This window comes from Haloarcula terrestris (assembly GCF_031624315.1).
Taxonomy (GTDB): domain Archaea; phylum Halobacteriota; class Halobacteria; order Halobacteriales; family Haloarculaceae; genus Haloarcula; species Haloarcula terrestris.
In genome coordinates, this window is record NZ_JAMQOM010000004.1 from 321,530 (window position 1) to 346,695 (window position 25,166).

The following is a 25,166-nucleotide window of genomic DNA, read 5'->3' on the forward strand; positions in this document are numbered from 1 at the left end:
GATAAGTATTTATTGCTCCTGACACCCGCCTAGAGCATGCGACGACTTTCTCTCGCGTGTCTCTGTATCTTGCTCGTGGGTTCGCTTGCGGCTGTCACACCGGCTGGAGCGACAGCCCCAACGCAAGCCGACGACTGCTCGTTTCCGGTGACGATGACCGACGCGACTGGGACCGAAGTCACGATCGAGGAGCGCCCGGAGCGAATCACGACGACCAACCCCTCGGCCGCCCAGACGATGTGGGAGATCGGCGGCCGCTCACAGGTGGTCGGGCTCACTCAGTACGCGAGCTATCTGGACGGCGCTGCGAACCGGACGAACGTCTCAGCGAGCTTCGGCGTCAGCGTCGAGCGGGTCGTCGGCACGGAGCCGGACCTGGTGCTCGCGCCGAACGCCAGCGCCGGTGACGTGGCCCCGCTCCGGCAGGCCGGACTCACGGTGTATCACTTCCCCGCTGCGACAACGATTGACGATATTCGGGCCAAAACGACGACGACCGGCCGCCTGACCGGCAACTGCGAGGGCGCGACCGAGGCCAACGCCTGGATGGACGCGAACGTCGACGCCGTTCGGCAGGTCACTGCGGCTGTCGAGGACCGACCGGCGGCGCTGTACCCGCTGGGCGGCGGGTACGTGGCGGCCGGCAACACCTTCGTCACGTCGCTCATCGAACTCGTGGGCGCTGAGAACGTCGCGGCCCGCAACCACACGCAGTACCCGCAACTCAGCGACGAGGTCATTCTCCAGCTCGACCCGGATGTGCTGTTTGTCACCGAGAACACGGCGACTATCGCCGAGACCGAACCCTACGCCAGCACGACCGCCGGTGAGACCAACTCGACGGTCTCCGTTCGGGTGCAGGACATCAATCAGCCCGCCCCGCGGAGCGTGGTCTGGTTCGCCCACAACGCCACCGCACAGCTCTATCCGGACCGCTACGACGGCGACAGCTACGTCCCCCGGTCGGCCGTAGCGCTGACTCCCACCGAGACAGCGACGACTCAGACCGCGCCGTCGACAACGAATGCGACGCCGGACCGGACCACGACCGACGCCAGCGGCCCCGGATTCACCGCTGTTACGGCGCTCGTCGCACTGCTCGCGCTGATCGGCACTCTCCGCCGCCGGGGTGCCTAACGCCATGGACAAACAGACCATCCGCGAACGGGTCTGGGACGCGCTGGAAGAGCGCGGTATCGCCCGGTTCCCGTTCCCGCCACACGACCGGATTCCGAACTTCGAGGGCGCGAGCGAGGCCACACAGCGCCTTACCGAGACGGCGGTCTGGGACGCCGCTGAGACGGTCAAGGCCAATCCTGACTCGCCACAGCTCCCGGTCCGGCGGGCGGCGTTGCGGGCCGGCAAGACGGTGTATATGGCCGTCCCGCGGCTCCGGGACGAGCGCTGTTTCTACGAACTCGACCCGGCCGAACTCGACGACATCGAGGCGGCCCCGGCGGTCTCGAACGTCGCCGACCACGCCCGACAGGTCGGCCCCGAGGCGGTCGGGCAGGTCGACCTCGTGGTGTCCGGTTCCGTCGCGGTCACTGAAGACGGCGCGCGCATCGGCAAGGGTGAGGGGTACAGCGACCTCGAATACGCCGTCCTCCGGGAACTGGGGTTGGTCGACGATTCCACACCGGTTGTAACCACGGTTCACGAGCTACAGGTCGTCGGCGGTCCCGAGGGCGTCGTCGACACCAGCGTGCCCGTCAACGCCCACGACGTGCCGATGGACTGGGTCGTGACGCCGGAGCGAACGGTCGAAACGGAGACTCAACACGCGAGGCCAACGGGCGTCGACTGGGACGCGCTGTCGGCGGAGCGCATCGACGAGATACCGGTGCTGTCGGCGCGCCGGCCCGACTGAGTCCACGCCATCACGGACGGGTAACACCGAGGTAATGATACCCTACTGGCGGTACACCTTTAGCCCCGCGTGCCGTGTTCCGTGTATGGATACGCCCGTGACCAAGTCGAACCGTCACGGGAACAGCGGAACCAACGGAATGCTACGCGTCCTCTACGTCGATACGGATAGTACCGATACCTCAACGGTCAACGAAACACTGCGTGACAGTGCCGACGAATTCAACGTGACCGTGTGTGAGAGTGCGTCGGCAGCACTTGACGCGTTGGACAGCGCGTCGTACGACTGCGTCGTCAGCGAGTACCGACTGCCGGACCAGGACGGGGTCGAACTGTTGCAAGCGATTCGAGACCGGTCACTCGACCTCCCGTTTCTGCTGTTCACTGACGACGGCGACGAGAGTGTCGCCAGCGCCGCTATCTCGGCCGGCGTCACGGATTACGTGACGAAGACGCCCCTCTCTGAGCAGACGGAACTGCTCCGACAGCGAATCAGATCGGCCGTCGCCCGCCATCAAGAGGAGGCGGACATTCTCGACCGGATGACCGACGCGTTCTTCGCGGTGGACGAGAACTGGGAGTTCACGTACGCCAACGAGCGCGGCAGGCGTGTCATCGGCCGTGCGATGGCGGCGGACGGGGATATCACTGACCTGTTGGGGCGTAACCTCTGGGAGGCGATTCCGTCCCTTGAGGGCACCGAGTTCAGCAAACAGTACCGGCAGGCGATGAGCGAGCAGGAACCGACCTCGTTCGAAGCGTACTTCGAACCGCTGCGGACGTGGTTCGAAGTGTCCGTCTACCCGTCGCCGACAGGGATTTCGGTGTACTTCCGTGACATCACCGAGCGCCACGAACAGCAAGAGGAACTCAGGGGCCGCGAGCGGACGCTCAGAGAGATCTACCGAGTCATCTCGCGAAAGGACCTGGACTTCGAGGAGAAAGTCGAACGCCTGCTCGAAATCGGTCAGAACGTTCTCGGGACGGAAACGGCCGCCCTGTCGCGCATCGAGGGCGAGATGTACGTCTTCGAAATCGTCTGTGACAAGACGGGCAACACCGAAGCGGGCGATACGGTCCCGCTGGAGGCGACGAACTGCGAGCGGGCCGTCGTCGAAGAGCAGACGCTCGTTCTCGCTGATGTCGCCAAAGACCGACCGGAGCTGACCGAGAAAGCCGGCTACACGGAGATGGGCGTCTCCTGTTACCTGGGAACGCCCGTCGTTGTCGACGGGTCGGTGTACGGCACGTTCTGTTTCTACGACAGGCACTCCCGGGAATCCTTTTCCGAGTGGGAAGTCACACTCGTGGAGCTGATGGGCAACTGGGTCAGCTACGAACAGGAGCGCGAGCGCCGCGAGGCGGAACTCACCCGCGAGCGAAACCGCTTAGAAGAGTTTGCCAGCGTCGTCAGCCACGACCTCCGGAACCCGCTCAACGTCGCCGCCGGTCGGCTCACGCTCATCGACGAGGAGTACACCGGGAATCAAGAACACGTGGACGCGCTCCGGCGCGCGCTCAACCGGATGGACGAACTCATCGACGACGTGCTCGCGCTCGCCCGCGGCGGCCACAAGGTCATCGATGCGACCGATACGTCGCTAGACCAGATCATTACGGCCGCCTGGGACACCGTCGAGAGCTCGGCTGCGACGCTCGAACGGGTCGACACGGACGTACGAATCACGGGCGATCAGACGCGACTCCAACAGCTGTTCGAGAACCTCTTCCGGAACAGCGTGGAACACGGTTCCACAAGCAGTCGGACGGAGTCCGACGACAGCGTGGAACATGGCGCCGATCAGGTGACCGTCCGCGTCGGGACACGCTCGGACGGCCAGGGGTTCTACGTCGCGGACGACGGCCCGGGTATTCCCGAGGACGAGCGCGACACCGTGTTCGAGCGTGGCTACACCACGAGCGAGGCTGGGACCGGGTTCGGGCTGGCTATCGTCTCCGAGATCGTCGATGCACACGGCGGCCAGATCACTATCTCAGAAAGCGAGGACGGTGGCACACGCTTCGACGTGACCGGTATTCAGATCGAGTGATTACAGCTGGTCGACGCAGTCCCGGATGAGCCCGTCGACGTTCTCGGGCAGCGTCGGGTGGTAGGCCCGGTCGGGCAGATCACGCACGTCGAGTCCTAACTCGACGATGATCTGGAATTTCTTCGCGAAGCTGTCGGCGTGGTAGTGCATCCCCTGCCAGCCAAGCACGGTCCCGTCGTCGGCGTCGACGACGAGCTTCGCCAGCCCCTCGGGCACGTCCTTCGACTTGAACACGCCGTCGTCGCTGGCCTGTCGCGTCGCCGTGACGACATCGTAGCCCGCCGCTTTCGCCGTCTCCTCGTTGTGGCCGACGCGGGCGAACGGGTAGACGCCCAGCCCGGAGAAGATGACGTGGTGGTGGACGTTCCGGTATTCTTCGAGGCTCCCGCCGGCCTCCTGGCGGACGATGTTCTCGGCGGCGGTGAAGCCCTGTTCCTTGGCGACGTGGAGGATCGGCTCCTTACCGTTGACATCGCCGACGGCGTAGATGTGGTCGGCGTCGCGGGTCTGCATCGTGTCTTTCGCCCAGTCGCCCTCGACCGAGACGGGCGTGTTCTCAAGCCCCAGCCCCCCGACAGTCGGGCGACGGCCGGTAAAGAGGAACAGCTGGTCGGCCTCGAACGTCTCCTCGCTCCCGTCGTCGTACTCGACGGTGAGGCGGACGCCGCCGTCCTCGGTCTCCTCCAACTCCTTCTCGTAGCAGTTCGTCGGGATGGTCACGTCCCAGTTGTCCTCGTAGATGTCGAGTGCCGCGTCGCCGAACTCGGGGTCGCCCTCGTCGATGGGGCGGTCGTCGTGTTCGACCACGGTGAGTTCCATCCCGCCGGCCTCGGCGAGGTACGGCACCATCTCCATCCCGATATAGCCGAAGCCCATGACGATGCCGGAGTCGGGGAACTCCGTGGCGTCGAGCACCTGGTCGCTGGTCATGAAGTCGACCTCGCCGATGCCGGGCGTGTCCGGAATGTTCACGCTGGACCCGGTCGCGATGACGACGTAGTCGGCCTCGTGCTCCTCGCCGCCGGCCAGGACGGTGTGCTCGTCGACGAACGTGGCGGTGTCGTGGATGAAGGTCACGTCCTCGCGCTCGGCCATCTCGTGGATGGAGTCCCGGCGGTGGCCGGCCCAGCCCAGCACGTGGTCGTCCTTGCGCTCGACGACGGCTTCCAGGTCGACTTCGGGTACGTCACCGACGAGGCGCTCGTCGTGGCGCGCCTGGAAGCGGTGTGCCCCTGCCGAGAGGACCTCCTTGGACGGCATACAGCCCCGGAGGATACAGAGGCCGCCGCCGGGCTCGCCGTTGTCGATGAGCGTGAGTTCGATCCCCTCTTCCTCGACGAGTTCGCCGGCGACCGCGGCCCCGGCACTTCCGTACGCGCCGATGATGACGACGTGAGTCATATCGGTGGCTAGGGCGTTGCCGCGGGATAAAGGCTTCAGTGCCGTGCCCCGGCCGGACACGACCAAATAGCGGGCTGTCGGACGGCGCGTTCAGTCGTCGCCGTCGACGGGGGCAGGTGGGCGCGACCGCCCGACCCCGAGTATGTCACGGACCGACCAGTCAGCGTTGAAAACCCGGTCCCAGATGATGATCGTCGACGGGAGCACCAGCAGGGACGCGAGGAAGGCGTACGCGATCGACAGGGCGGTCAGAATCCCGAACTGGCCGATAGCGGGGAACACTGCCAGCCCGAGCACGCCGATACCGAACACCGTGGTCAGCATGCTGCTCAGCAGCGCCCCGCCGGTCCCCCGAACGGTCCGGTCAAGTGCCGTTTCGAGGTCGTTCTCGTCGAACTCGTCGGCGAACCGGTGGGTGACGTGGACAGAGTAGTCAACGCCAAGCCCGATAGTTATGGCCAGCATCGTCGCTGTCAGCGCGTTGAACGGGATCGATAACAGCCGCATCGTTCCGGCCAGGAGCGCGACGGTGACGATGACGGGGACGATGTTGACGAGTCCGAGCGACGGCCGCCCCTCAAGGACGCTGTAGATGATCACGAGGAACACCGACGCACCCGCCAGCGCGAGGGCGAGCGACTGGATGGCTGACTCGAAGATCAGGTCAGCGACCGCCTGGAACACGACCACCGAGCCGGTGGCGGTGGCTTCGTACCGGAAGTCCTCGGCCACGGTCCGCGTGTCCGCGGTGATCTCGGAGTCGCTCGCGTCGGACTCGACGGTGTAGACGACGCGGGCGCTCCGGTAGTCCTCGGTGATGTAGTTCAGCGCCTGGCTGCGGGACGACGAATCGAGCAGGTAGTCGTAGATCTCCCCGAGGTTGTCGTCGGGGACGCCGTTGTCGTTGCGGTCGTTTCGCTCGACCATCCGGCGGAACTCGGGGTCGCGCTCGGCCCGGTCCTGGATGACCGTCACGATGGAGGTTGAGTCGGCCCGCCCGTCCTGCCGGACGAACGACTCCGGCGGGTCGTCACCGGCGCGATACATCTGTTCGAGCGCCGAGTCTTGCCGCATCGGCCCCTCGACGTACACTGTCGTTTGGCTGGACTGCGTGGACGCGAAGTTGTCTTCGAGGTAGTTCAACACCCCCGTAACGGTGTACTCGCTGGGCGCGAACGGCTCCGGCAGCGATTCGACGATATCGGGGTTGTCCTCCGGCGGGAGGAAGTCCTCCTGCGTGAACGAGGTCGAGACGCCGGTCGCGTAGTAGCCCGCGCCAGCGGTCGTCACGAGGATTATCAGCAGGAAGACGACGGGTGTTCGCTCTGCGATGACGACCCCGCCACGGAGGACGCCCCCGAGCGCTGACCCCTCGGAGCCGAGCGGGCTCTCGCTGAACGTGGGGATGGGGTAGCGCTGTCGGAGGCGGTCCAGTTCCACCTTCGCGGCGGGCAGGAACACGCCGAAGATGAGGAACGTGAAGGTGATGCCGACCGACGCGACGTAGCCGAAGTCCTGAATCGGGGGCAGCGAACTGGTGAGGTTAGCCGCGAAGCCGATGACCGTCGTGCCGGTGACGATGAAGAACGCGACCAGCAACTGGTCGGTCGTGATCCGCATCGAGGTTTCGACCGATTCGCCGTCCTGACGCTCCTCACGATACCGGTTGACCGCGTGAATCCCGAAGTCGATACCGACCGCCAGCAACAGCGGCGGGACCGCGATGAGCATCTGCGAGAAGGGGATGCCGGCCAACCCCATGAAGCCGAACGTCCAGATGACGGCCATGAACAGCGAAAACAGCCCGAGCGCCATGTCCGCGAGATCGCGGTAGGCGATTGTCAGGAACAGCAGGATGAACAGCACCGCCGCGGGGACGGTCAGGATGAGCGAGTCCGTGATGACGTTCGAGAACTCCGCAGCGACGATTCCGGACCCGAAGACGGTGATACTCCCCTGGCTCGCGGAGGAGACGGTGAACCTGGCCTGTTGCTGGATGCTCGTCAACGGGCTGGAGCCGCCCTGCCCCGACCCCGAGGAGATGCCGGCCGGCACCTCGTGATTCACGAGGCCGATGGTCGCTGACGCCGAGGCCGACTTGCGGTTGAAATCCGTGCTCAACAGCGACGTGAACTGCGAGCTCTCGTCGGCCGCACGCATAACGGCGGCGTCGATCTCACTGGGGGTCGCGGACTCGACGGCGTATATCTGCTGTTCGGTCGTCGTCGCCTCGGGATCTAACTGCGTGGCGACGATGCTCGCCGCGCTTGAGGAGGAGGTGACCCGGAGACTGGCGTGGTCCTCCATGCGGTGCTGTGACCGGAGCATCCGCAACAGCCCCTGTTTCGAGAGGACGTTGTTCTCACGCTGGATGAGCTGGGTACTTCCCGTGTCCGGCGAGAATGCCGGCGAGAACTCGGTGTTGATCCGCTCCAGCGCCTCCTCAGCAGGGAGGTCGCTCGTGAACTGTGACGTACCGGCGCTGGTCGAGACGCTCCCGAGGCCGGCGCTGAACACCACCGTCACGAGCAGGAAGGCGACGACGACCTTCCGCGAGTCGTTGACGATGCGGTCGTCCGCCCAGTCGATGTAGCGCTGGTAGTCCATGCGTTAGCGGAACCTGAAGTAGCCGCCGATGGCCAGGAGGGCCACGAGCGCGATGCCGATAATCGCCGTCAGCGACGAACCGCCACCGCCTGAGTCGGTCACGGAAATCGGGATCCGGTAGGTGTCAGACACCGGCGTGTCGCCGTCCGGTTCCTCGTACTGGAAGTCGACCGAGACGGGGTAGCTTTTCGTCATCGCGGTGCCGCTCGCACTGATGCCGAACTCGATGGTTGCGGACTCGCCTGGTTCGAGGCTGTTGACGTAGGCCTGGTCGTCGGACACCGAGATCGGAGACTCGGCGAACAGCTTCGCCTCGATGTCGGTCAGCGTCTCGCCGGCCTCGTTCGTGATCGTCACTTCGAACGTGCTGGAGCCGCCGACATCCACCGACGCGTTCGTGGTTTCGAGCGCGAACTCGTTGGCGCTGCCCTGGATGTCCTGCCGGATTTCGAGCGTATCGCTCGCCCGCTGGTCGCCCTCGCTGTTGCGGTAGTTGGCGACGAAGTCGAACTGCCGCGGGCCGGCGTTGGCGTTGTCGGACACATCGGCGTCGAACGAGACGGTCGTTGACTCGCCCGGTTCGAGATCGCCGGCCGCGTACTGGGTTTCTTTCGGCGAGATGTTGTCGTGCTCGCTCGCCCAGTTCAGGACCACGTTGCGGACCGTCTGGTCGCCGGTGTTGGTCAGCGACGCCTCCAGCGTCCCGTCGTCACCGGCCTGGAGCGTCGACTCCACGTCCCCCATCGCGAAGGACTGCTCGGGCTCGGGTCGGATGCCGAGGGCAATGCCGTCGTCAGCGCCGGAATCGCCTTCGGGGTCGATATAGCCCACAGTGGCTGACAGCGCGTAGCCCCTGACGGACGCGTTCTCACCGACCGAAGCTTCAACGCTGACGGTGCGGGTCTCTCCGGGCTCCCACGTCCCGATGTACTGTTCGGCGGATTCTGACCCGCCAAACGCGATCTGGCTACTCTGTGACCGCAGGGAGACTGTGGCATCCCTGACAGTCACCGGCCCGTCGTTGTGGAGCGTGACGTTGTACGTCCCCGAATCGCCGACGGCCACGTCACTGTCGATTCCCCGGACGCTGAACGTCTGCTCCTGTGCGGGTGTGATCCCGATTGAGGAGGCGGTGGTGCTCTTTCGAACCCCGTTCGTGTTGTCGAAGTCGACCTGGAGGTCAAACTGGTAGGGCTCGGATCGGGTATCACCGCTTGCGCCGACACGGTACCGGAGGGTGCGCTGTTCGCCGGATTCCCAGGCGTCGACGAACCGGGAACTGCTGGTGTCGCCACCAACCGTGAGTTCGGAGTTCGACGATTCAAGTGTCACTGAGGCTTCTTCAGCGCGCTTGTCACCGGTGTTCTCGACGGTGACTGCGACCGTTCCGGTCGAGTCGACACGCGCACCGGAGTCGACGTTCACTACGTCGAACGCCGCATCATCGTCGATCTTGAGCTTCAGTCTAACCCGCTTGGTTGTGGAATTCTCCCGACGCAAGTTGGTGGTCTCAGCGATAAAGCTCGTATACTCGTACTCGATGACAACGGGCACTGTGTAGCTTCCCGGACTGGCGTCATCTTCGACGCTGATTTCAAACGGAACCGGTTCGGTCTTGCCTTGCGGAACGGAACCGATCGCCTGTTGGTTCGTCGATACCGTAATCGGGGCATTTCCGTCTTTGACATCCACCATCGTCCCGCGGGCCGTTGTTACTTCGGCGTTCGAAATCCCCTGGCTTGAGGAGCCGAGATCAACCGTCCCGCTGTTGACGAGTACAACGTCGAGTGTCGTTTCCTCGCCCGGTGTAACAGTGTTGTCGACGAACACCGCGTCGAAGTCGGGACTCCCGGTCACGGCGGCGACCGCCGTTCCGGACGCCATAAGCAATGCGACAACAGTCAGCGTCAGTATTGTTCGTGGTTTCATGCGTTAGGGCACTTCGGGCATTCCTTGGGTTGGCTCTGTTCGGACGGGCCAGTATAACAGAGCAGTCGGGTCACAACCCACATACCTCTGCGCAGACTCCCGTCCGAACCGTGTACATCGAACGAACGTTCGGTCGCCTATCAACGTTGTGGTTCGGTGACAGTGGGAAGGTATTTACAGCCCGAACGAATATTCGGTCGGGATGAGTGATGGAATACCGTTCGCCGGGGAACCGGACGACTCGCATGAGGCGATCATGCGAGCCACGTTCCGTGCGCTTCGGGAATACGGGTACGCCGGACTTTCGATACAACGGATCGCGGACGAGGCCGATCTCAGCAAATCGACGTTCTATCATCACTTCGATGGCAAGGAAGACCTACTGCTGTCGTTTCAGGAGTTCATCCTCACGGAGTTCAACCGCATCTTCCAGCTAGAGTCGACCGGCGACCCCGAACAGGACCTCAAGACGTTTGTCAGCCTGATTCTCGATGACTTCCCCGAGTGCGTCGAGACACCCGACAAGAACGCGGTGCTCGGGTCCTACGTCGAGATGCGCGCACAGGCAGTTCAGAACCCGGATTTCCGGGAGAAGTTCACCGAGACGGACAAGCTGTTCGCCCGACAGTTCGCACAGATCATCGAGGACGGCATCGAACAGGGGGAGTTCGCCGAGGTCGACGCCGAAAAGGTCTCACAGTTCATGATAATGGTACTCGACGGCGTGATTCTCCAGAACGCGACGCGAGACGACGACCCCGTTTCGACGGTCCGGGACACCATCGACGAGTACATCGAAGACACGCTGTTGCTCGACAGCTAGTTCCGGCTGATCGACTGGTGTGTCTCTTTCAACTCCTCGAAATCCTCGTTTTCGGCTCGCAGCTCGGACTCCAGCTCCCTGGCTCGTTCTTTCAGCTTGGTGTACTCCGTGCTCGCGTCCAGTTGTGACGCGGATTTCTCGCTTTCCAGCACGGAGAGCTTCGACGAGATCCGGAAGTACTCGTCGAGTCGGTCGTCCTGACCAGCCCGGTCCAGATGCTGGTCGAGGGTCGACAGGAGCGTCGCCTGGTCGACCGGCTTCTGGAGGTAGTCGTCGAAGGGCATCTCTAGAATGTTCAGGTCGGCGTCGACCGCGGTCAACATGACAACGACGCCGTCGTAGCCGCGTTCGCGCAACTGCGACAGCACGTCGTCGCCGTGTACATCCGGCATCCGCCGGTCGAGCAACACGGCGTCGAACGCCGGCCCGGCAGTGTCGAGTGCTGTCTCGCCGCTGTAGACGACCGTGGTCTCGTAGCGCTCGCCGAGTTTCAGCGCCTGTGTGTCGGCCACGTCACGTTCGTCGTCGACAACGAGTACCCGCAGCTGGCTGCCTGTCGTTCTGGACACTGTCGTAGGGCCTGCTAGGGGTGGCGACTGTAAATGTTTTATCGGCGGGATGCTCTCGAAAAGCGTTAACCGATGGCCCATAGAGTGTATACCGATGAGTGAGTCGTCGGCGGGCAAAGGCGGCCGACAGCGCCTCGGGAGTCTCGCGGCCGTCATCGGTTGGATCGGGGCGGGAGCGGTCGTGCTCGCAACCGTCGCGCTGGTAGTGCAGTCGGTGCTTGGGTTGGGGTTATCGGAACAGGTCACCGTCGGTCTCGGCCTGGCACTCGGCGGTGGGCTCGGCGGCGTCTCCTATCTCCTGGTGGCTGATTCGCCCGCCGAGACAACTGACGAGACGATGACGGTCTCGGCGGAGACCGACCAAGCCCCGGAGCCACAACCGATTGATCTCTTCGACGGGCACCCGGACCCGGTACTGTACTTCATTGACGAGGGTCACGGTCCGGTCGTGCGTGCGGCCAACGAATCGTTCGGGACCACGTTCGACGTACCGTCCGACCGGCTCGACGGGACGGCCCTCTCTGAGGCACTGCTCGTGGCCGGTATCGATGAAGTGGATGCCGAGACGGTTAGCGCGGCCGACCTCGATGTCGTGGCCCTCTCGACCACACACGACGAACCGCGTCGGTTCCGGGTGCGGACGGCCGGAGTCCCGTCGACCGGGTACCTCCTGCTCACCCCGCTGGAGACGGCGGGCGATTGAAACGCCGAACGCCGCCCGTGGGTCGGCGGCGGAACGGAACTTTAAAGATTCCATCACGGCGAAATCCTGGATAGGAATGCTCGCGTCACCGCTGCAACTCATCGATAGTTTCCTACTGAACTACACCATCGGTGATGTCCTGCTACTCGGCTTTGTCGGTGGGCTCGTGGCGATTCTCCCACAACGATCACTCCGGATGCTGGGACTGCACACGATCGCGCTGGGCGCGTTGCTCGTGATTACGCCGGCATCGGCGATGGAACCAAACAGCGCGAGCGTCCTCGCGTCGTCGTTCCAGTACAAGCTGTTCGGTCTGGTCCTGCTCGTCCTCGCACCAGTGCTGTACGCCGTCGGTCGGCGTTAGGCCAGTTTGTCCAGTGCGGTGAAGAAATCCAGCGGCGGACCGGCGAGCCTGACCGGTTCGCTCGCACGCGAGAGAGTGATTCGCTCCGGTGGCACCACGTCTTTTCGGACCCGGCCGTCACTCACGACGACACCGCTGTCGGCGTCCGTGAGTTCGATGACGATTTCGCTATCAACGTCGACGACCAGCGGCGGCGTCCCCGTCGCGTCCGCCATCCCTGTGACGATGAGGCCGGCCACGTCGGGGTGGACGAGCGGCCCCCGCTCGCTGAGGTTGTACGCCGTCGATCCGGTGGGGGTAGCGATGAGCACACCATCGGCGTGGCCCGAGGTGTACAGCGAGTCGTCGACGTACACGTCAAGCGTCGCCCCGCCGCCGTGACCGCGGCGTTCGCCCTGAACGACCACCTCGTTTAGTGCCGGCGACAGCGCCCAGTCGTCGCCGCTGGCCTGGAGCCGCGGCATGGCTCGCGTTCTGGCGCTGCCGGTCTTCTGGATGTGTTCGACTTCCGCGACGACCGTTTCGACGGCTTCCTCGGGCGCGATAGCGTTCAGAAAGCCCACCTCTCCGAGATTGACCCCGAGTATCGGCGTCGACCCCGCGCCGCGGGCCGCGTACAGAAAGGTCCCGTCGCCGCCGATGCTCACGACGAGCTCACAGGCGGACATCTCCTCGACTGGGGCCGACTCGGGCACGGCGGCTTCCCAGGCGTCGTGGTCGCCCAGCGCCCCGGCTGTCGTTTCGTCGACGACGACGGCCGCCGACGTAGCACGCAGCCGGTCACACAGTGTACTGGCAAGCGACATAGCCCGGTCGTTGTCCCGCTGGGCGACGATACCGACAGTCATTGCCCGGAATTTCCGGCCGGCCGCATATAAACCCTCTACGACGGCAATTATATCCGTCCTGACGAGTATCCACTTCCATGGGCCGTTCGTGTGGCCGGTGGTCGTGCATATGAGCGAGGGCGACGGGTCCGACGACGACTGGTTCGAAAGCGCGCTGGACGACGAGGACGGCGACGCCGAACCGGCAGACGGCGACGACACGTCGTCGTCAGCATTCGACAGCGACGCTGCGGGGACAGTAGCCGCGGACACTGATCCGTTTGGCGACGACAGCGACGACGGGCAATCAGAGCACGGTGCCGACGGCAGCCCGTTCGACGACAGCGGTGATAACCCCTTCAGCAGCGGCGAAAGCGGGGCCGCTGACGCCACTGCCGGTTCCGCTCCCGACGACGGCGGCGGCCTCTTCGACGACGACTTCGCCACCGCGTTCGAGTCCGCCGGAAGCGGTGGCGGCGACGATAGCGGCTTCGAGGAGGAGTTCGAGTCCGACATCCCGCGGGTCGACATCGGTATCGAGGGCCTCGACCAGATGATCCAGGGCGGAATTCCGAAACGGCATCTCATCGTCACCATCGGGTCGGCCGGGACCGGGAAGACCACGTTCGGGCTACAGTTCCTCCATCACGGGTTGCAAAACGGCGAGAACGCGGTGTTTCTGACGCTCGAACAGTCACACGAGGCGATTCTGGACACCGCCGGTGACCGCGGCTGGGGGTTCGAGGAGTACGAGGAACAGGGCCAGCTAGCGATTGTCGACCTCGACCCAGTCGAGATGGCGAACAGCCTCGACAACATCCGGGGGGAACTCCCGGCGCTCATCGAGAAGTTCGACGCCGACCGGCTAGTGCTCGACTCCGTCTCCCTGCTGGAGATGATGTACGACGATCAGTCCCGTCGCCGCACCGAAGTGTTCGATTTCACGCGGTCGCTGAAGGAGGCCGGCGTGACGACGATGCTCGTCTCCGAGGCCAACGAGAACAACCCCTTCGCATCCAGACACGGCATCATCGAGTACCTGACCGACGCCGTGTTCATCCTCCAGTACGTCCGAGCCGAAACCCGCGAGACGCGACTCGCTGTCGAGATACAGAAAATACGGAACGCGAACCACTCGCGGGAGACCAAACCCTACGAGATCACGAACGACGGCATCTCGGTCTACCAGCAGGCCAACATTTTCTAAACTGTCGCCGTTCCGGCCGACTCCGCTGCCGCCCGCTCGTCGAGCGCGGCGGTGTAGCCGCCGGCCCAGAGGTCCGTCGCGACGACCACCACGTAGAAGGTGGCAAACGGGCTGAGAACCACGGCGACGAGCGACCCGATGAACGGGATCACGTTGAACAGGTTCACCACGACGTTCGCGGCGATAAACAGCGCAACCGAGACCAGCCACGGCGTCGCGTACTCCGGGGACAGGACCAGTTTCCGCAGCGTCCCGAAGTCGAATGCGGCACCGAGTTCGCCGGTACAGGCGAAATGGATGATCGCCGCGGTCGCAACGTAGCCAAACACCAGCGACAGGACGAACGTGATAAGTAATCCGCCCACCAGGCCGGCGAGCCCGGCACCCATCCCGGCGTCGGTCCCGCTCAGTATCGTCAGCAGGCTCCCGCCGACGGTCACGCCCAACACCACGAGCGGGACAAGCATGTACACGAGTCCGATGGCCCAGGCTTTGATGCCGTCGACGAGCAGTTCGTCCCAGTCCCCGAACGTCGGCGGCTGGGTCGCCCCTTGCACCCGCTCACGGACCGCCCGGACGAGGTAGCCGGACACGAGGAAACTAGGGACGATAAGGAACGAAAGGAGGCTGAAGATGCCGCCGATGAGGACGGTAACGGTCCAATCGTCGTTTTCCATGGGGTACGTTAGTGCATCTTCTATCGATTCCATGGGCATTGCTCACACGCCACAGGCTTAGTTACAGGCTCCTTGTCGAGATATTCGCTCGGCTTACCGCAGGACAGCACCGGTATTGGAAGATCCGGACTTCGCGTGGCGGGGCTGCGTGCGGAACCAATAAACCACAACCGAGCAACACGTGTGATATGGTGCTACTCGTGCCCTTTGACGGTTCGCCCCTGTCGAAAGCCGCCCTAGAGCGTGCGACGGAGTTCGCGGACTACCGAGACGAGGAGATCATCGCGCTGTCGATCATTCCCGATGACGAGGAGTACGCACGCGAACGCGGCTGGATAGACGCCGATACGGCCTTGGATATCGAGGCCATCGCCGACCGGATGCGCGAGCAGGCCGAGGCGGTCGCCCCGTCGGTGTCGTTCCGCTATGAAATCCCGGAAGACGTGAGTTCGATGGCGTCGACGGCGACGGACATCACCCGCACCATCAGAGAAGTGGCTCACGAGGAAGGGGCCTCCATCGTGTTCATCGGGAGCGAGAACGCCGGTCGGGTGTCGACGCCGGTCTGTAGCGTCGGCTCACCGGTGTCGGAAGACCCCCGGTACGACGTTCACATCGTCAGGCACGCGTAGCTACCTGACGACCGTTACGGGGACGGACGCACGCCTGACGACGATTTCGGCGACACTGCCCAGTAGGATGCGGGACATTCCAGACCGGCCGTGGCTCCCCATGACGATCTGGTCGATGTCGTGGTCAGCAGCGTAGTCGACGATGACTTTCGTCGGCCGCCCGACCTCGATGACCCGTTCGACGGACTCGACACCGGCATCGGTTACCGTCGCTTCGAGTTCATCGAGCAGTTCTGTCGCGGCGGCTTCCTGCTGGTTGTACCACTCCTCGGAGAAGGAGGGGATCGACGCCTCAGCGCTGTAACCGGCCTCAGCGGGGTTGATGACGTGGACGAGAACGAGCGTCGCCTCGGGGTATTCCTCGGCTGCGAACTCACAGGCTGCCGTTGCTTGGTCGGAACTGTCGACTGGAACGAGGATTCGCTTCGCCATACGCACCCCTTCCGCTGGGGCTGGTTTGAATCTTCGCCCCGGAAATCGCCGAGCGAACCCGCGGTTTTCACTCTCGACCGTGGCGGGTCACACACGTCGACAGGCCGATGAGTTCGACCGGTTCGGAGTTGTCGGGCGAGTAGACGACGCGCTGGCCCTTCTCCATGTAGGGGACCTTCGACTCCAGATTGCTGGGGATATTCACCGCCGAGATGGCGTCCTCGTCGCCGAGATTCAGCACCATCGTCGTGTTGATCTGCTTGAACACCGGGTCCGCGATGTCCTGTGGGTCCTGCGTGATGAGATACAGGCCGAGACGCTCCTTGCGGCCCTGCTTTGCGGCCTCGGTGAACTTCCCGATGACCTTGCGGCCCTGGACGCTGTCGGCGTCGGTGAGGAAGTTGTGGGCCTCGTCCATCCCCAGGACGAGCGGCGTCTCCTTGATGCGGTCGTAGTCGGGGTCGTTCGAGAGTTTCTGGTCGATGAGCAGGCTGGAGACCGCCAGCACGATGGTGGAAGCTGTCCGGGAGTCCGTGATGTGGTAGGTCGGGATGACCGTCAGCCCGCCGTCGCGGACGAACTGCGAGATCTGGTCAGTGATGGGGCGGGCGTCCTGGTCGAAGACCGCGCCGAAACCCTGGACGCGGCGCTTGACCGCGTCGAACGTGGCTTCGTGAACGTCGCCGGCCTCGTCCAGTTCCTCCTTCAGCGCGGGGTCCCCGAGGAATGTCCGGAAGTCGTTATACGTGCCGCTTTCGCCGTACTCACGCTCGAACCGGGGGAGTAGCGTGTTCACCAGCGCGCCGTACTGGTTGTCGTTCAGGCTGGAGCCGGCGATGAGCCAGGGGTTCTCGTGGACGAGCGAGAACGGGATGGTGAACTCTACTTGCTCGGCGCGGTGGTGGCTGGCGTTGTAGTCGGCCCCGGCCACCTTCGGCACGAACGCGATAGTGTCGTCGTAGCCGCCGTGGGCGACCCCCTCCCGCTCACACCGGCGCTCGAAGTCGTCGGTCACTGCGGGGTTGTCGTCGTGCATCTGGGCGTACTCGTCCTGCGGGTCGAACTGGACGACGGCGAGTTCGGGGGTACGACCGTCGCCCATCTCGTAGGTCCGGCCGAGATACTGCCGCAGGACGTTCTTCGAACTGTGGGTCTTCCCCGACCCGGTCCCGCCAGCGACGAGCGTATGCCGGAACACGAGCGGGTCCCCGGCGTCGTAGTCGTCTTTCAGCCGGTAGTCGATGGTCGGCGGCTCGGCGGCCGTTCGGACTTTTTCGCCACCGACGGAGAGATGGCCCAGGAAGACGCCGTCTTCGGGGATCTTCAGGCCGGTCTTGATCTCGGACTTGTCGGTGGCTTCCCGGACGACGGTTTCGGGCTTGGGTACCCGATCAGTCATCCGCCGCTTGAGTTCCCTGTCGCCGGTTTCACCGGCTTCACGCGACCCCTTCGGCGCCGCGTCGTCAGCGTACAGAACGGCGACCGGCTCCAGTTCCGCGATGAACTTGAAGTCCCGCTCGTCGATACCCTGCTCGCGCATCGCACGGCGGGCGTGAATCTCCGTCGCGTCGTCGGCGTGAAACTCCTGGGCGTACTCCAGCGCTTTGATGCGACAGAATAACCGCTCTCCGTCCGGGTACGGAACAAGCAGGTACGTCCCGATGCGCAGCCGCGAGCGGTTCCGCGCCGTGACGTACGCCCGCAGGACGGACTCGTCGTCCTCTTCGCTGATTTTCAGTCCGTTCGCCGCCGAGAGGACGCCGAGGCCAGTGTCGCTCCCCGCCGGAGCCACGTCCATCTCCTCGAAGTCGTCCGTGGCCTGTGCTGTCGTATCAGTGTCCGCCGACGCGTCGACGGCCCGGTCGCCGTCGCTCGTGTCGGCCGAATCGGCGGACGCCTCGTCAGCCGCCGCGTCGTCGCCGTCGAAATCAGTGAAATCCCCGAGGTCGGACATACCCCACTCCAGGGTAGCCGGGGATTAACACCTTTCCCCAGCGCCGTGAAAGTGAAACCTTACCCGGGTGGCTGTCAACGAACACATATGAAGCGGACGCGGGTGATGTCTTTCAATGTGCGGTACGACACCGCCAGGGATGGGTTGGACAGCTGGCCGCACAGACGGCGGCTGGTGGCGGGGATAATCCGGTATCACAGCCCGGATATCATCGGGGTCCAGGAAGCGATGGCCCACCAGCTCCGGGAGCTTGAGGTGCTCCTGGACGGCTACGAGTGGGTCGGTGATCCCCGTGATTCTGTCGACGCCGGCGGGGAGCACACGGCCATCGGCTACCGGGCCGAGCGCTTCGACTGCGCGGCCACGAACACGTTCTGGCTCTCCGAACAGCCCGCCGAGCCCAGCAGCGTCGGCTGGGACGCCGCCTACCCCCGCGTAGCGACCTGGGCGCGCCTCCGTGACCGCGAGACCGACGAGGATCTGCTGTGTCTGAACACGCATCTGGACCACCAGGGGGCTGCCGCGCGGGTCGAGGGCATCGAACTGGTGCTCGATCACCTCGATTCCATCGCCCGCGAGGCCGCGGCGGTCGTGACCGGCGATTTCAACTGCGTCGTCGGCGAGCCGGCCTACGAGCGGGCCGCGGGCCACGAACTCCCGGACGGCCGCACGCTCGTCGATGCCCGCGACACAGCGACCGTGACCCACGGCCCGACGACGAGCCGGACCGACTTCCACGACTTACTTCCCGATATGGGGATCGACCATGTGTTCGTCACTGAGGACATCGCTGTCGACACTAGAGCGGTCATCGCCGACCGCGACGACGACCATTACGGCTCCGACCACCTGCCCGTCGTGGTCGACTGCGAGCCCTGATCCGGGGGAGAATCTTTTGCCCGTGTGGCTCCTACAGTGAGCTATGTTGCTCATTCGGGGGACAGCAGGCGGGACGGCGCTGACCGGGACGCTGTACGAACCGGGCGAGGAGCCGCCCGAATTCAACGGCGCACCGGACGAGGGAACGCCCTACGTCTGGGTCTGTGACGCCTTCTACGAGGTCGAAAGCGGCGGACAGGTCCAGTCCATCGGCGACCGCGAGATCCGGATCGCCTTCGAATCCCCGATGCCCCGCGGCTTCGAGACGCGCGATGCGGCCATCGACGCGGCCAAGGAACACGTCAGAACGCAGTTTGCCCGGCTCGGCGTGGCGGGTGAGACAGTCGACGTGACGGTGCAGCAGGCCGAAACGGCGTAGCTACATAGTCCGCTGTAACCGACCGTCCGTTTTCTGGGTCAGCGAACGACCAGTGCGTTATACCAAAGTGGCGGCTGAAGCCACTGCGCGTGGCCGAGGATCCGTCCCCGACCGAGGTGTTCGCCCTCCTCGACGACGAATACGCTCGCGCGCTCCTTGCAGCCACGAGTCACAGACCGATGACTGCAACTGAACTCAGCAACGACTGCGACATGTCACTCTCGACCGTGTATCGCCGCCTCGACGCGCTTGAGGACTGCGGCCTCGTCGCCGCTCGAACGCGACTCGCGGACGACGGCCATCACCCGGACGTGTACGAGGCACAGATGGACGAACTCACCGTGTGTCTCACCGACGGGACCTTCGATGTCAGCCTCGCCGTCGAGTCGACGACCCACGAGTTCGCCGACGCGCTGGTGGACCTCTGGGAGGGGCTCTGATGGAGTTTGCCGGCCTCTCCGGCGAAATGTGGGTCACCGTGAACACTGCGCTCCACCTCGCACAGACGGGGATCGGGCTGCTCATTGCCGCTTTAGCGCTCGTTGGCTACCGTCGACGGCGGACCCGCTCCATGCTCGCGCTGGCCGTCGGAATCAGCCTCCTCACCTTCGTCTCGTACCTCGTTACCCTTAGTGCAGTGCAGGTACTCCCGCGAATGGTGTTTCCCCTTCCGGGCACTATCACAGAACTCGTCGGGCTCCTCGTCCTCCTGTACGCCATCGTTCTGGCCCGCCGCGGATAGCACGCTTCAGAACGACTCCTCGACGGCTCCCCACCGGATGTCGTTGTACTCCCGTTCCCGGTCGGTCTCGAAGGTTCGTTCGATGCGGCGGGTAAGCTCTTCGCTGCCCTGCCGGTCGATCTTCGCCAACTCGTCGGCCTTCCCGATAGCCAGCGGCGGTCCCTGCTCACGGGCCACGTCGTGGAGTATCTGCCGTGTGAGCTTGGCGCGACACTCCGGGTCCTTGGTGAACGCGTAGGGTGCCTCGACGCGGAACACGAGGTCGGAACGTGGGTCGTAGAGGACGAAAAACGTCACCTCGTAGGCCTCGGGGTCGAGCGACCGTTCGATGCCCAGTGCGTCCCCGTCGGCGGCCATGATACCGTCGGTGCCGGCCCGCGAGCGGAACCAGTTCGTCGCAGTGAGATAGTCTGCCTGTCGCTCGCCGTCGTCGTCGTCACGTTCCAGGATGCGGCGGAAGAAGGCGGTGTCGTTCACCCACGGGGCGTTCGTTTTCCGACGGAGCGCCCGCGTGAGCGCCTTCGTCGAGGAGTTCTTGATGAACCCGACCATCGGAACGTCCCGCTCGACGAACCGTTCGACGAGGTCGACGTAGTTGTTCACCACCGTCTTTGGGCGGTCGTCCTCCGCGAGCAGGTCGGCCAGTTCGGTGTCGCGGTCGGCCCAGCGGAGCACACCGGTCGGGTAGATCGGCCCGTCGAGGATGAACAGGTCCTCGACCATGTCGGCGTTGGTCAGCGCGTGCTGGCTCTCCGCGAGGTACAGCGCCAGCGCGTGGACGACCCGCTGCTCGTAGCGGTCGACCTGTGGCACGTCGAGGACGCGCCGTTTGGCGTAGCCGCGGTCCCCGCCTTGCCACTCGCCGTCGAACCCCAACGTCGCGTCGTTCGAGTGGACGGCCATGATGATGGTCCGGCCGCGGTGCAGTTCGATGTCCGAGGGGACGCTGCCCATCGCCGCCTGTGCCACATCCAGCACCAGCCCGTTCTTGAACGTCGTGGGGTTGATCGTCCCCGAATCCAGGCCGTGCTGGGTCGGAAACGGTGGGTCCGCGAGCGCGATGTCTTCGATTGGCACTTTCCGGCGGCGCTGCTCGTCCAGTGGCGCCAGAATCTTCGTCCCGTCTTGCCACAGCGGGTCGAGAAAACTGTCCCACACGTCTTCGGCGGCCGCCTCCTGGTCGCTCGTCTCGACGGTCTCGCGGACCTGCCCGGCGAGCTTGGCGATCCCGTCGACGTGGACCGGGTCCAGCGTCATGCCCGTGCGTTCGCGGGAAGGGGCATAACCCTTTGGTCGCCCGCCGAGTTGCCGTTCACTCCTTGCCGGATTCTTCGCGAAGCAGGCGTTCGATGGCCTCGGCGATCTCCTCGTAGGACTGCATCGTCAGGCCGTCCGTGGTGATGAGCACGCCCTGGCGTTCGGTCGTCGCCCGGAGCAAGTAGCCGTTGGAGAACGCGCGGACGGTGAAGCGGTAGTCGCCCAGTTCGGACTCCTGGTAGGCGTTCTTGGTTTGCTTGTACCCCTGCCACTCGTGGCCGACGAAGTCGTTGAGGTCGGCGTCCTGTTCGAGGTCCTCCCGCAGGTAGAGCTGCTCGAAGTTCGCACGTGTGAAATACGTCACTGACCGGAGCGAATCGCCCGTCGCCGTCCGGGCTGTCGTGACGATTGCGTCGGCCAGATCGTCCGAGAGAATGTTCCGCGTCATACCCGACTGAAGACGGGCCATCCTCTTAATTTCGGGGTTCCCGGTACCGACACCGATAGCGGGCCGGAGGCGGGGGATAGCACCACCAGAGCCGCTGAATTCCGCATTATCGACCGTCACGTTCTCCCCCTTACCGACAGTGTATTAGGCCGGTCGCGTGACCCACTGGATATGGACATCGGACTCATCATCTTGGACGGGTGGGGCCTGAACCCGGACGACGACGGCCGGGATGCCGTCGCCGCCGCCGACACGCCGAACTTCGACCGGTATCGTGACACGGGCGCAGCGTCGACGCTTGCCACCCACGGCCGCCGAGTCGGCCTCCCGGAGGGCCAGATGGGCAACTCCGAGGTCGGCCACCTCAACATTGGGGCCGGCCGCGTCGTCAAGCAGGACTCCGCTCGCGTCAGCGATAGTATCGCCCGCTCGCGGGGCGAGTCGCCGCCCGATGCCACCGCACAGGACCCGCCGTTTTTCGAGAACCAGACGATTCTGTCTGCCTTCGAACACGCCGAAGCGCACGGCGGCCGGGTCCACTTCATGGGCCTCGTATCGGACGGCGGCGTTCACTCCTACCAGGACCACCTCCACGCGCTCATCGAACTCGCCGGCGAGCGCGGGACCGACGCCGTTTCACACGCCTTCACTGACGGCCGGGACACCTCGCCGACCGGCGGCGAGGACTACCTCGCCGACCTCCAGTCCCATGCCGAGGAACACGGGACCGGCCACGTCGCCACCGTCTGTGGCCGGTACTACGCGATGGACCGCGACCAGAACTGGGAGCGGACTCGTCGGGCCTACGACGCCATCGTTCACCGCGAGGGCGACCACCACGCCGGCGACGCCGTCACGGCGGCCACCGAATCCTACGCCCGCGACACCACCGACGAGTTCATCGAGCCAACGACCGTCGGCGACCACGCCGGCCTCGAAGACGGCGACGCGATCATCTTCTTCAACTTCCGCTCGGACCGCGCCCGGCAACTCACTCGCATGCTCGGCGACATCCGGCCCGAAGACTGGGGGGCCGACACCGAGCCGCCGGACACCCGGCTGGTGACGATGACCCAATACGACGAGACGTTCGACCTGCCGGTCGCCTTCCCGCCGAACCAGCCCGAGGATGTCCTTGGCGAGGTGCTCTCGAAGGCCGGAAAGACACAGATTCGGCTGGCCGAGACGGAGAAGTACCCCCACGTCACCTACTTCCTCAACGGCGGCCGCGAGGTCGCGTTCGACGGCGAGAGCCGGGAGATCGTCAACAGCCCCGACGTGGCGACCTACGACCTGCAACCGGAGATGAGCGCGCCGGAACTGGCAGACACTGCTATCGAGTTCATCGAGACGGAGAACCCCGACGCGCTGGTACTGAACTTCGCCAATCCCGACATGGTCGGTCACACCGGCGATTTCGACGCGGCGGTGACTGCCGTCGAGGCCGTCGACGAACAACTCGGCCGATTGGTCGCGGCGATTCAGGCCGCCGGCGGCCACGTCCTCATCTGCGCCGACCACGGCAACGCCGACGACATGGGCACCGAAGACGATCCGCACACGGCCCACACGACCAATCCGGTCCCGTTCATCTATCTCGGCCCTGACGGGACTGCCGGCGGCCGGACCGCCCGTGACGGCGGGACGCTGGCCGACCTCGCGCCGACGATGCTCATGCTCATGGGTATCGCCCAGCCGGACGCGATGACCGGCACGCCGCTGGTCGAGTAACGGGCGACGCGATCACGCTATTCTTCCAGCAAGGAGAGGTACGCCGGCGGCACGCGGTCGGTCGTGTACGTCTCGCTCCCGCGTTTGGCTATTCGGCGGTCGTCGGTCTGCATCGCGTCTGCGTCGACGACGAACACGACGGGGGTGTCGCCGTGGCGACGCCCCACCTCGCGGGCCGCCGCGACGGATTCCGAGAGATGGACCGTCTGGCGGCCCATCGGCTGCAGTCCGTCCTCGCGTATCGACGCGACGTTCCGCGGGGCGGTCCCGTGATACAGCGTCGCCGGGACCGGGTCGTCGGTCGCGTCGAGGGTCACGTCGACCGAATGGCCGTACGCCGCCCGAACGCGGCTGTCAGTGGCTATCGTGCCCGATTCATCACTGACTCCCGTCCGCTCGAACCGGCCCTTCGGGTCCGTGGCGATAACACCCGTCAGCGCCTTGCCGTCGGCCCAGTCGTACTTTCGCTTGACTGCGGTGCGCAGGGACGCGAACGGAGTCCACCCCGCCTCGTCCAACTCGATGCCCGCGTCTTCGGGAAAGTGTCTGAGTGCGCCGGAGACAAACTTCGAGAGCTGTCGTCGCCGCGGGCCGTCGAGAACGCTCGTGCCCGTCCTGTCACAGACCGGGCAGGGTTCGCCCTCGAAGAAGCCGTCCTCGGGACAGCGACGGACCGCGTCTGGCATAGTTGGGGATGGATCGTGGCCGCACAAAAGCGTCACGCGCCCGGCCTGGGGAGCCACAAGCACCGACAGACGAGCGACGGCTTGCTGGCGGCCATGGCGTCGCTACCCCCGATATAGCCTGAATTATCTGGCACGAACGCCGGGTATTTTCAAGTGGATACAGTCATCAATTGCCCGTAGCGAAATGCCGTCCCCAACAGACCTCGAACTCGGCGGCGACCGGGCCGACGTGTATCGGTTCGTTGAACGGCACGGCCCCGTCGCACCCGCCGAGGTGGCCGAAACCATCAGCGTCGACCCGGAACGGTTCCAGCACCACGTCTCCATTCTCAAACGCGACGACCTCATCGAGACCACTGAGGACGGAAAGCTCACCGTCGCGCTCCACCACGGCGAGACGGCCGAACACTACGAGGCCGGCGTCAGTTACGAGATACGGCCCTCACGTCCGTCGGACCTCTCGGGCGTCGTCGGGACGATCCGGGAGGTCTCCAGTGAGGAGCCGTACATCGTTGCAGCCGGCATGGCCGAGCAACTGGCCTACGAGGACACGCTCGTCCGCTGGTGTCCCAACCGCTGTCGCGCCGTGTTCGTCGCTACCGTCGACGATGATGTCGTCGGCTGGGTCCACGTCACCATGTCCGAAGTTGACGAACTCGCGTCGATGGCCGAACTCACGCTCGGCGTCTTGGCGACCTACCGCCGGCATGGGATCGGCAGCCATCTGCTGCACCGCGGGGTCGAATGGGCCGCCAGCCGCGGCTGCCGGAAGGTGTACAACAGCCTGCCGGCCACGAACGAGCGGGCTATCGACTTCCTCGAACAGTCGGACTGGTCCGTCGAGGCCGTCCGCGCCGACCACTACGAAATCAGGGGGGAACTGGTCGACGAAGTGATGCTCGCCCGCCGGCTGGACTGAGACGGAGTGACGCCGAGCGCCAGGGCCTGCCGACCGGATCGGCCGTCGATAGTGCCCTATGGCTTTATGATTATCTGCCG

25 protein-coding genes are annotated in these 25,166 nt (G+C 64.8%); 14 read left to right on the plus strand and 11 right to left on the minus strand.

Annotated elements, in window-relative coordinates; translation table 11 throughout:
• Positions 1–36: 36 nt before the first annotated feature.
• From NDI54_RS11835 to NDI54_RS11845, 3 genes are all read left to right on the plus strand, one after another.
• Positions 37–1,137, plus strand: a complete 1,101-nt coding sequence (locus NDI54_RS11835) for a PGF-CTERM-anchored ABC transporter substrate-binding protein (RefSeq protein ID WP_310896647.1) — start codon at positions 37–39, stop codon at positions 1,135–1,137.
• A 4-nt stretch (positions 1,138–1,141) separates the two neighbouring features.
• The gene (locus tag NDI54_RS11840; protein WP_310896648.1) at positions 1,142–1,870 is read left to right on the plus strand and encodes a 5-formyltetrahydrofolate cyclo-ligase; all 729 of its coding nucleotides are present in this window, start codon (positions 1,142–1,144) and stop codon (positions 1,868–1,870) included.
• Between the two features lie 85 nt (positions 1,871–1,955).
• Positions 1,956–3,920, plus strand: coding sequence for an ATP-binding protein (locus tag NDI54_RS11845; RefSeq protein WP_310896649.1), 1,965 nt, complete (start codon positions 1,956–1,958; stop codon positions 3,918–3,920).
• On the opposite strand, the gene NDI54_RS11850 is transcribed toward NDI54_RS11845, so the two are convergent.
• The 3 genes from NDI54_RS11850 to NDI54_RS11860 all read right to left on the minus strand — a co-directional run bounded on the left by NDI54_RS11850 (position 3,921) and on the right by NDI54_RS11860 (position 9,857).
• Positions 3,921–5,321 (minus strand): dihydrolipoyl dehydrogenase family protein, encoded by a 1,401-nt coding sequence (locus tag NDI54_RS11850; protein WP_310896650.1) that lies wholly within the window; start codon positions 5,319–5,321, stop codon positions 3,921–3,923.
• A 90-nt stretch (positions 5,322–5,411) separates the two neighbouring features.
• Positions 5,412–7,928, minus strand: a complete 2,517-nt coding sequence (locus NDI54_RS11855) for an efflux RND transporter permease subunit (protein WP_310896651.1) — start codon at positions 7,926–7,928, stop codon at positions 5,412–5,414.
• A 3-nt stretch (positions 7,929–7,931) separates the two neighbouring features.
• Positions 7,932–9,857: a COG1361 S-layer family protein gene (locus NDI54_RS11860; RefSeq protein ID WP_310896652.1), complete on the minus strand. Its 1,926-nt coding sequence runs from the start codon at positions 9,855–9,857 to the stop codon at positions 7,932–7,934.
• 202 nt (positions 9,858–10,059) lie between these two features.
• Here NDI54_RS11860 and NDI54_RS11865 point away from each other — a divergent pair, with 202 nt between their 5' ends.
• Positions 10,060–10,680: a TetR/AcrR family transcriptional regulator gene (locus NDI54_RS11865; protein WP_310896653.1), complete on the plus strand. Its 621-nt coding sequence runs from the start codon at positions 10,060–10,062 to the stop codon at positions 10,678–10,680.
• Here NDI54_RS11865 and NDI54_RS11870 read toward each other — a convergent pair.
• Positions 10,677–11,249, minus strand: a complete 573-nt coding sequence (locus NDI54_RS11870) for a response regulator (protein WP_310896654.1) — start codon at positions 11,247–11,249, stop codon at positions 10,677–10,679. The two genes, NDI54_RS11865 and NDI54_RS11870, sit on opposite strands and share 4 nt — an antisense overlap.
• 94 nt (positions 11,250–11,343) lie before the next feature.
• On the opposite strand from NDI54_RS11870, the gene NDI54_RS11875 reads away from it, so the two are divergent.
• Positions 11,344–11,952: a hypothetical protein gene (locus NDI54_RS11875; RefSeq protein ID WP_310896655.1), complete on the plus strand. Its 609-nt coding sequence runs from the start codon at positions 11,344–11,346 to the stop codon at positions 11,950–11,952.
• Positions 11,953–12,028: 76 nt separating this feature from the next.
• On the plus strand, positions 12,029–12,316 hold the full coding sequence (locus NDI54_RS11880; RefSeq protein WP_004593774.1) for a hypothetical protein: 288 nt from the start codon (positions 12,029–12,031) through the stop codon (positions 12,314–12,316).
• Here NDI54_RS11880 and NDI54_RS11885 read toward each other — a convergent pair.
• On the minus strand, positions 12,313–13,164 hold the full coding sequence (locus NDI54_RS11885; RefSeq protein ID WP_310896656.1) for an NAD(+)/NADH kinase: 852 nt from the start codon (positions 13,162–13,164) through the stop codon (positions 12,313–12,315). The genes NDI54_RS11880 and NDI54_RS11885 overlap by 4 nt on opposite strands.
• 109 nt (positions 13,165–13,273) lie before the next feature.
• On the opposite strand from NDI54_RS11885, the gene NDI54_RS11890 reads away from it, so the two are divergent.
• Entirely contained in the window at positions 13,274–14,350 is a 1,077-nt protein-coding gene (locus NDI54_RS11890; RefSeq protein WP_310896657.1) for a KaiC domain-containing protein, read from the plus strand.
• Here the strand turns inward: NDI54_RS11890 and NDI54_RS11895 are convergent.
• Positions 14,347–15,060 (minus strand): DUF4013 domain-containing protein, encoded by a 714-nt coding sequence (locus NDI54_RS11895; protein ID WP_310896658.1) that lies wholly within the window; start codon positions 15,058–15,060, stop codon positions 14,347–14,349. The genes NDI54_RS11890 and NDI54_RS11895 overlap by 4 nt on opposite strands.
• 155 nt (positions 15,061–15,215) lie before the next feature.
• Between NDI54_RS11895 and NDI54_RS11900 the strand changes: the two genes are divergently transcribed.
• Positions 15,216–15,659: a universal stress protein gene (locus tag NDI54_RS11900; protein WP_310896659.1), complete on the plus strand. Its 444-nt coding sequence runs from the start codon at positions 15,216–15,218 to the stop codon at positions 15,657–15,659.
• Here the strand turns inward: NDI54_RS11900 and NDI54_RS11905 are convergent, their stop codons facing one another.
• Positions 15,660–16,091: a universal stress protein gene (locus NDI54_RS11905; protein WP_310896660.1), complete on the minus strand. Its 432-nt coding sequence runs from the start codon at positions 16,089–16,091 to the stop codon at positions 15,660–15,662.
• A 67-nt stretch (positions 16,092–16,158) separates the two neighbouring features.
• Positions 16,159–18,045, minus strand: coding sequence for an ATP-binding protein (locus NDI54_RS11910; protein WP_310896661.1), 1,887 nt, complete (start codon positions 18,043–18,045; stop codon positions 16,159–16,161).
• Positions 18,046–18,132: 87 nt separating this feature from the next.
• Here NDI54_RS11910 and NDI54_RS11915 point away from each other — a divergent pair, with 87 nt between their 5' ends.
• The 4 genes from NDI54_RS11915 to NDI54_RS11930 all read left to right on the plus strand — a co-directional run bounded on the left by NDI54_RS11915 (position 18,133) and on the right by NDI54_RS11930 (position 20,045).
• Positions 18,133–18,924, plus strand: a complete 792-nt coding sequence (locus tag NDI54_RS11915; RefSeq protein WP_310896662.1) for an endonuclease/exonuclease/phosphatase family protein — start codon at positions 18,133–18,135, stop codon at positions 18,922–18,924.
• 43 nt (positions 18,925–18,967) lie between these two features.
• A complete protein-coding gene (locus NDI54_RS11920) occupies positions 18,968–19,303 on the plus strand; it encodes a DUF7113 family protein (RefSeq protein ID WP_101349340.1) in 336 nt (111 codons plus the stop codon).
• Positions 19,304–19,392: 89 nt separating this feature from the next.
• Positions 19,393–19,743: a winged helix-turn-helix domain-containing protein gene (locus NDI54_RS11925; RefSeq protein ID WP_310896663.1), complete on the plus strand. Its 351-nt coding sequence runs from the start codon at positions 19,393–19,395 to the stop codon at positions 19,741–19,743.
• Positions 19,743–20,045: a DUF7521 family protein gene (locus tag NDI54_RS11930; RefSeq protein ID WP_310896664.1), complete on the plus strand. Its 303-nt coding sequence runs from the start codon at positions 19,743–19,745 to the stop codon at positions 20,043–20,045. The genes NDI54_RS11925 and NDI54_RS11930 overlap by 1 nt, the downstream gene beginning before the upstream one ends.
• A 6-nt stretch (positions 20,046–20,051) precedes the next feature.
• Here NDI54_RS11930 and NDI54_RS11935 read toward each other — a convergent pair whose 3' ends face one another.
• Both NDI54_RS11935 and NDI54_RS11940 read right to left on the minus strand, forming a co-directional pair.
• Positions 20,052–21,302, minus strand: a complete 1,251-nt coding sequence (locus NDI54_RS11935; RefSeq protein WP_310896665.1) for a DNA double-strand break repair nuclease NurA — start codon at positions 21,300–21,302, stop codon at positions 20,052–20,054.
• 55 nt (positions 21,303–21,357) lie between these two features.
• Positions 21,358–21,750, minus strand: a complete 393-nt coding sequence (locus NDI54_RS11940; RefSeq protein WP_004593761.1) for a DUF7522 family protein — start codon at positions 21,748–21,750, stop codon at positions 21,358–21,360.
• 171 nt (positions 21,751–21,921) lie between these two features.
• Here NDI54_RS11940 and gpmI point away from each other — a divergent pair, with 171 nt between their 5' ends.
• Positions 21,922–23,481: a 2,3-bisphosphoglycerate-independent phosphoglycerate mutase gene (gene gpmI / locus NDI54_RS11945; protein WP_310896666.1), complete on the plus strand. Its 1,560-nt coding sequence runs from the start codon at positions 21,922–21,924 to the stop codon at positions 23,479–23,481.
• Between the two features lie 17 nt (positions 23,482–23,498).
• On the opposite strand, the gene NDI54_RS11950 is transcribed toward gpmI, so the two are convergent.
• Entirely contained in the window at positions 23,499–24,167 is a 669-nt protein-coding gene (locus NDI54_RS11950) for an RNA 2'-phosphotransferase (protein ID WP_310896667.1), read from the minus strand.
• Between the two features lie 184 nt (positions 24,168–24,351).
• Here NDI54_RS11950 and NDI54_RS11955 point away from each other — a divergent pair, with 184 nt between their 5' ends.
• On the plus strand, positions 24,352–25,086 hold the full coding sequence (locus tag NDI54_RS11955; protein WP_310896668.1) for a bifunctional helix-turn-helix transcriptional regulator/GNAT family N-acetyltransferase: 735 nt from the start codon (positions 24,352–24,354) through the stop codon (positions 25,084–25,086).
• The last annotated feature ends 80 nt before the right edge of the window (positions 25,087–25,166 follow it).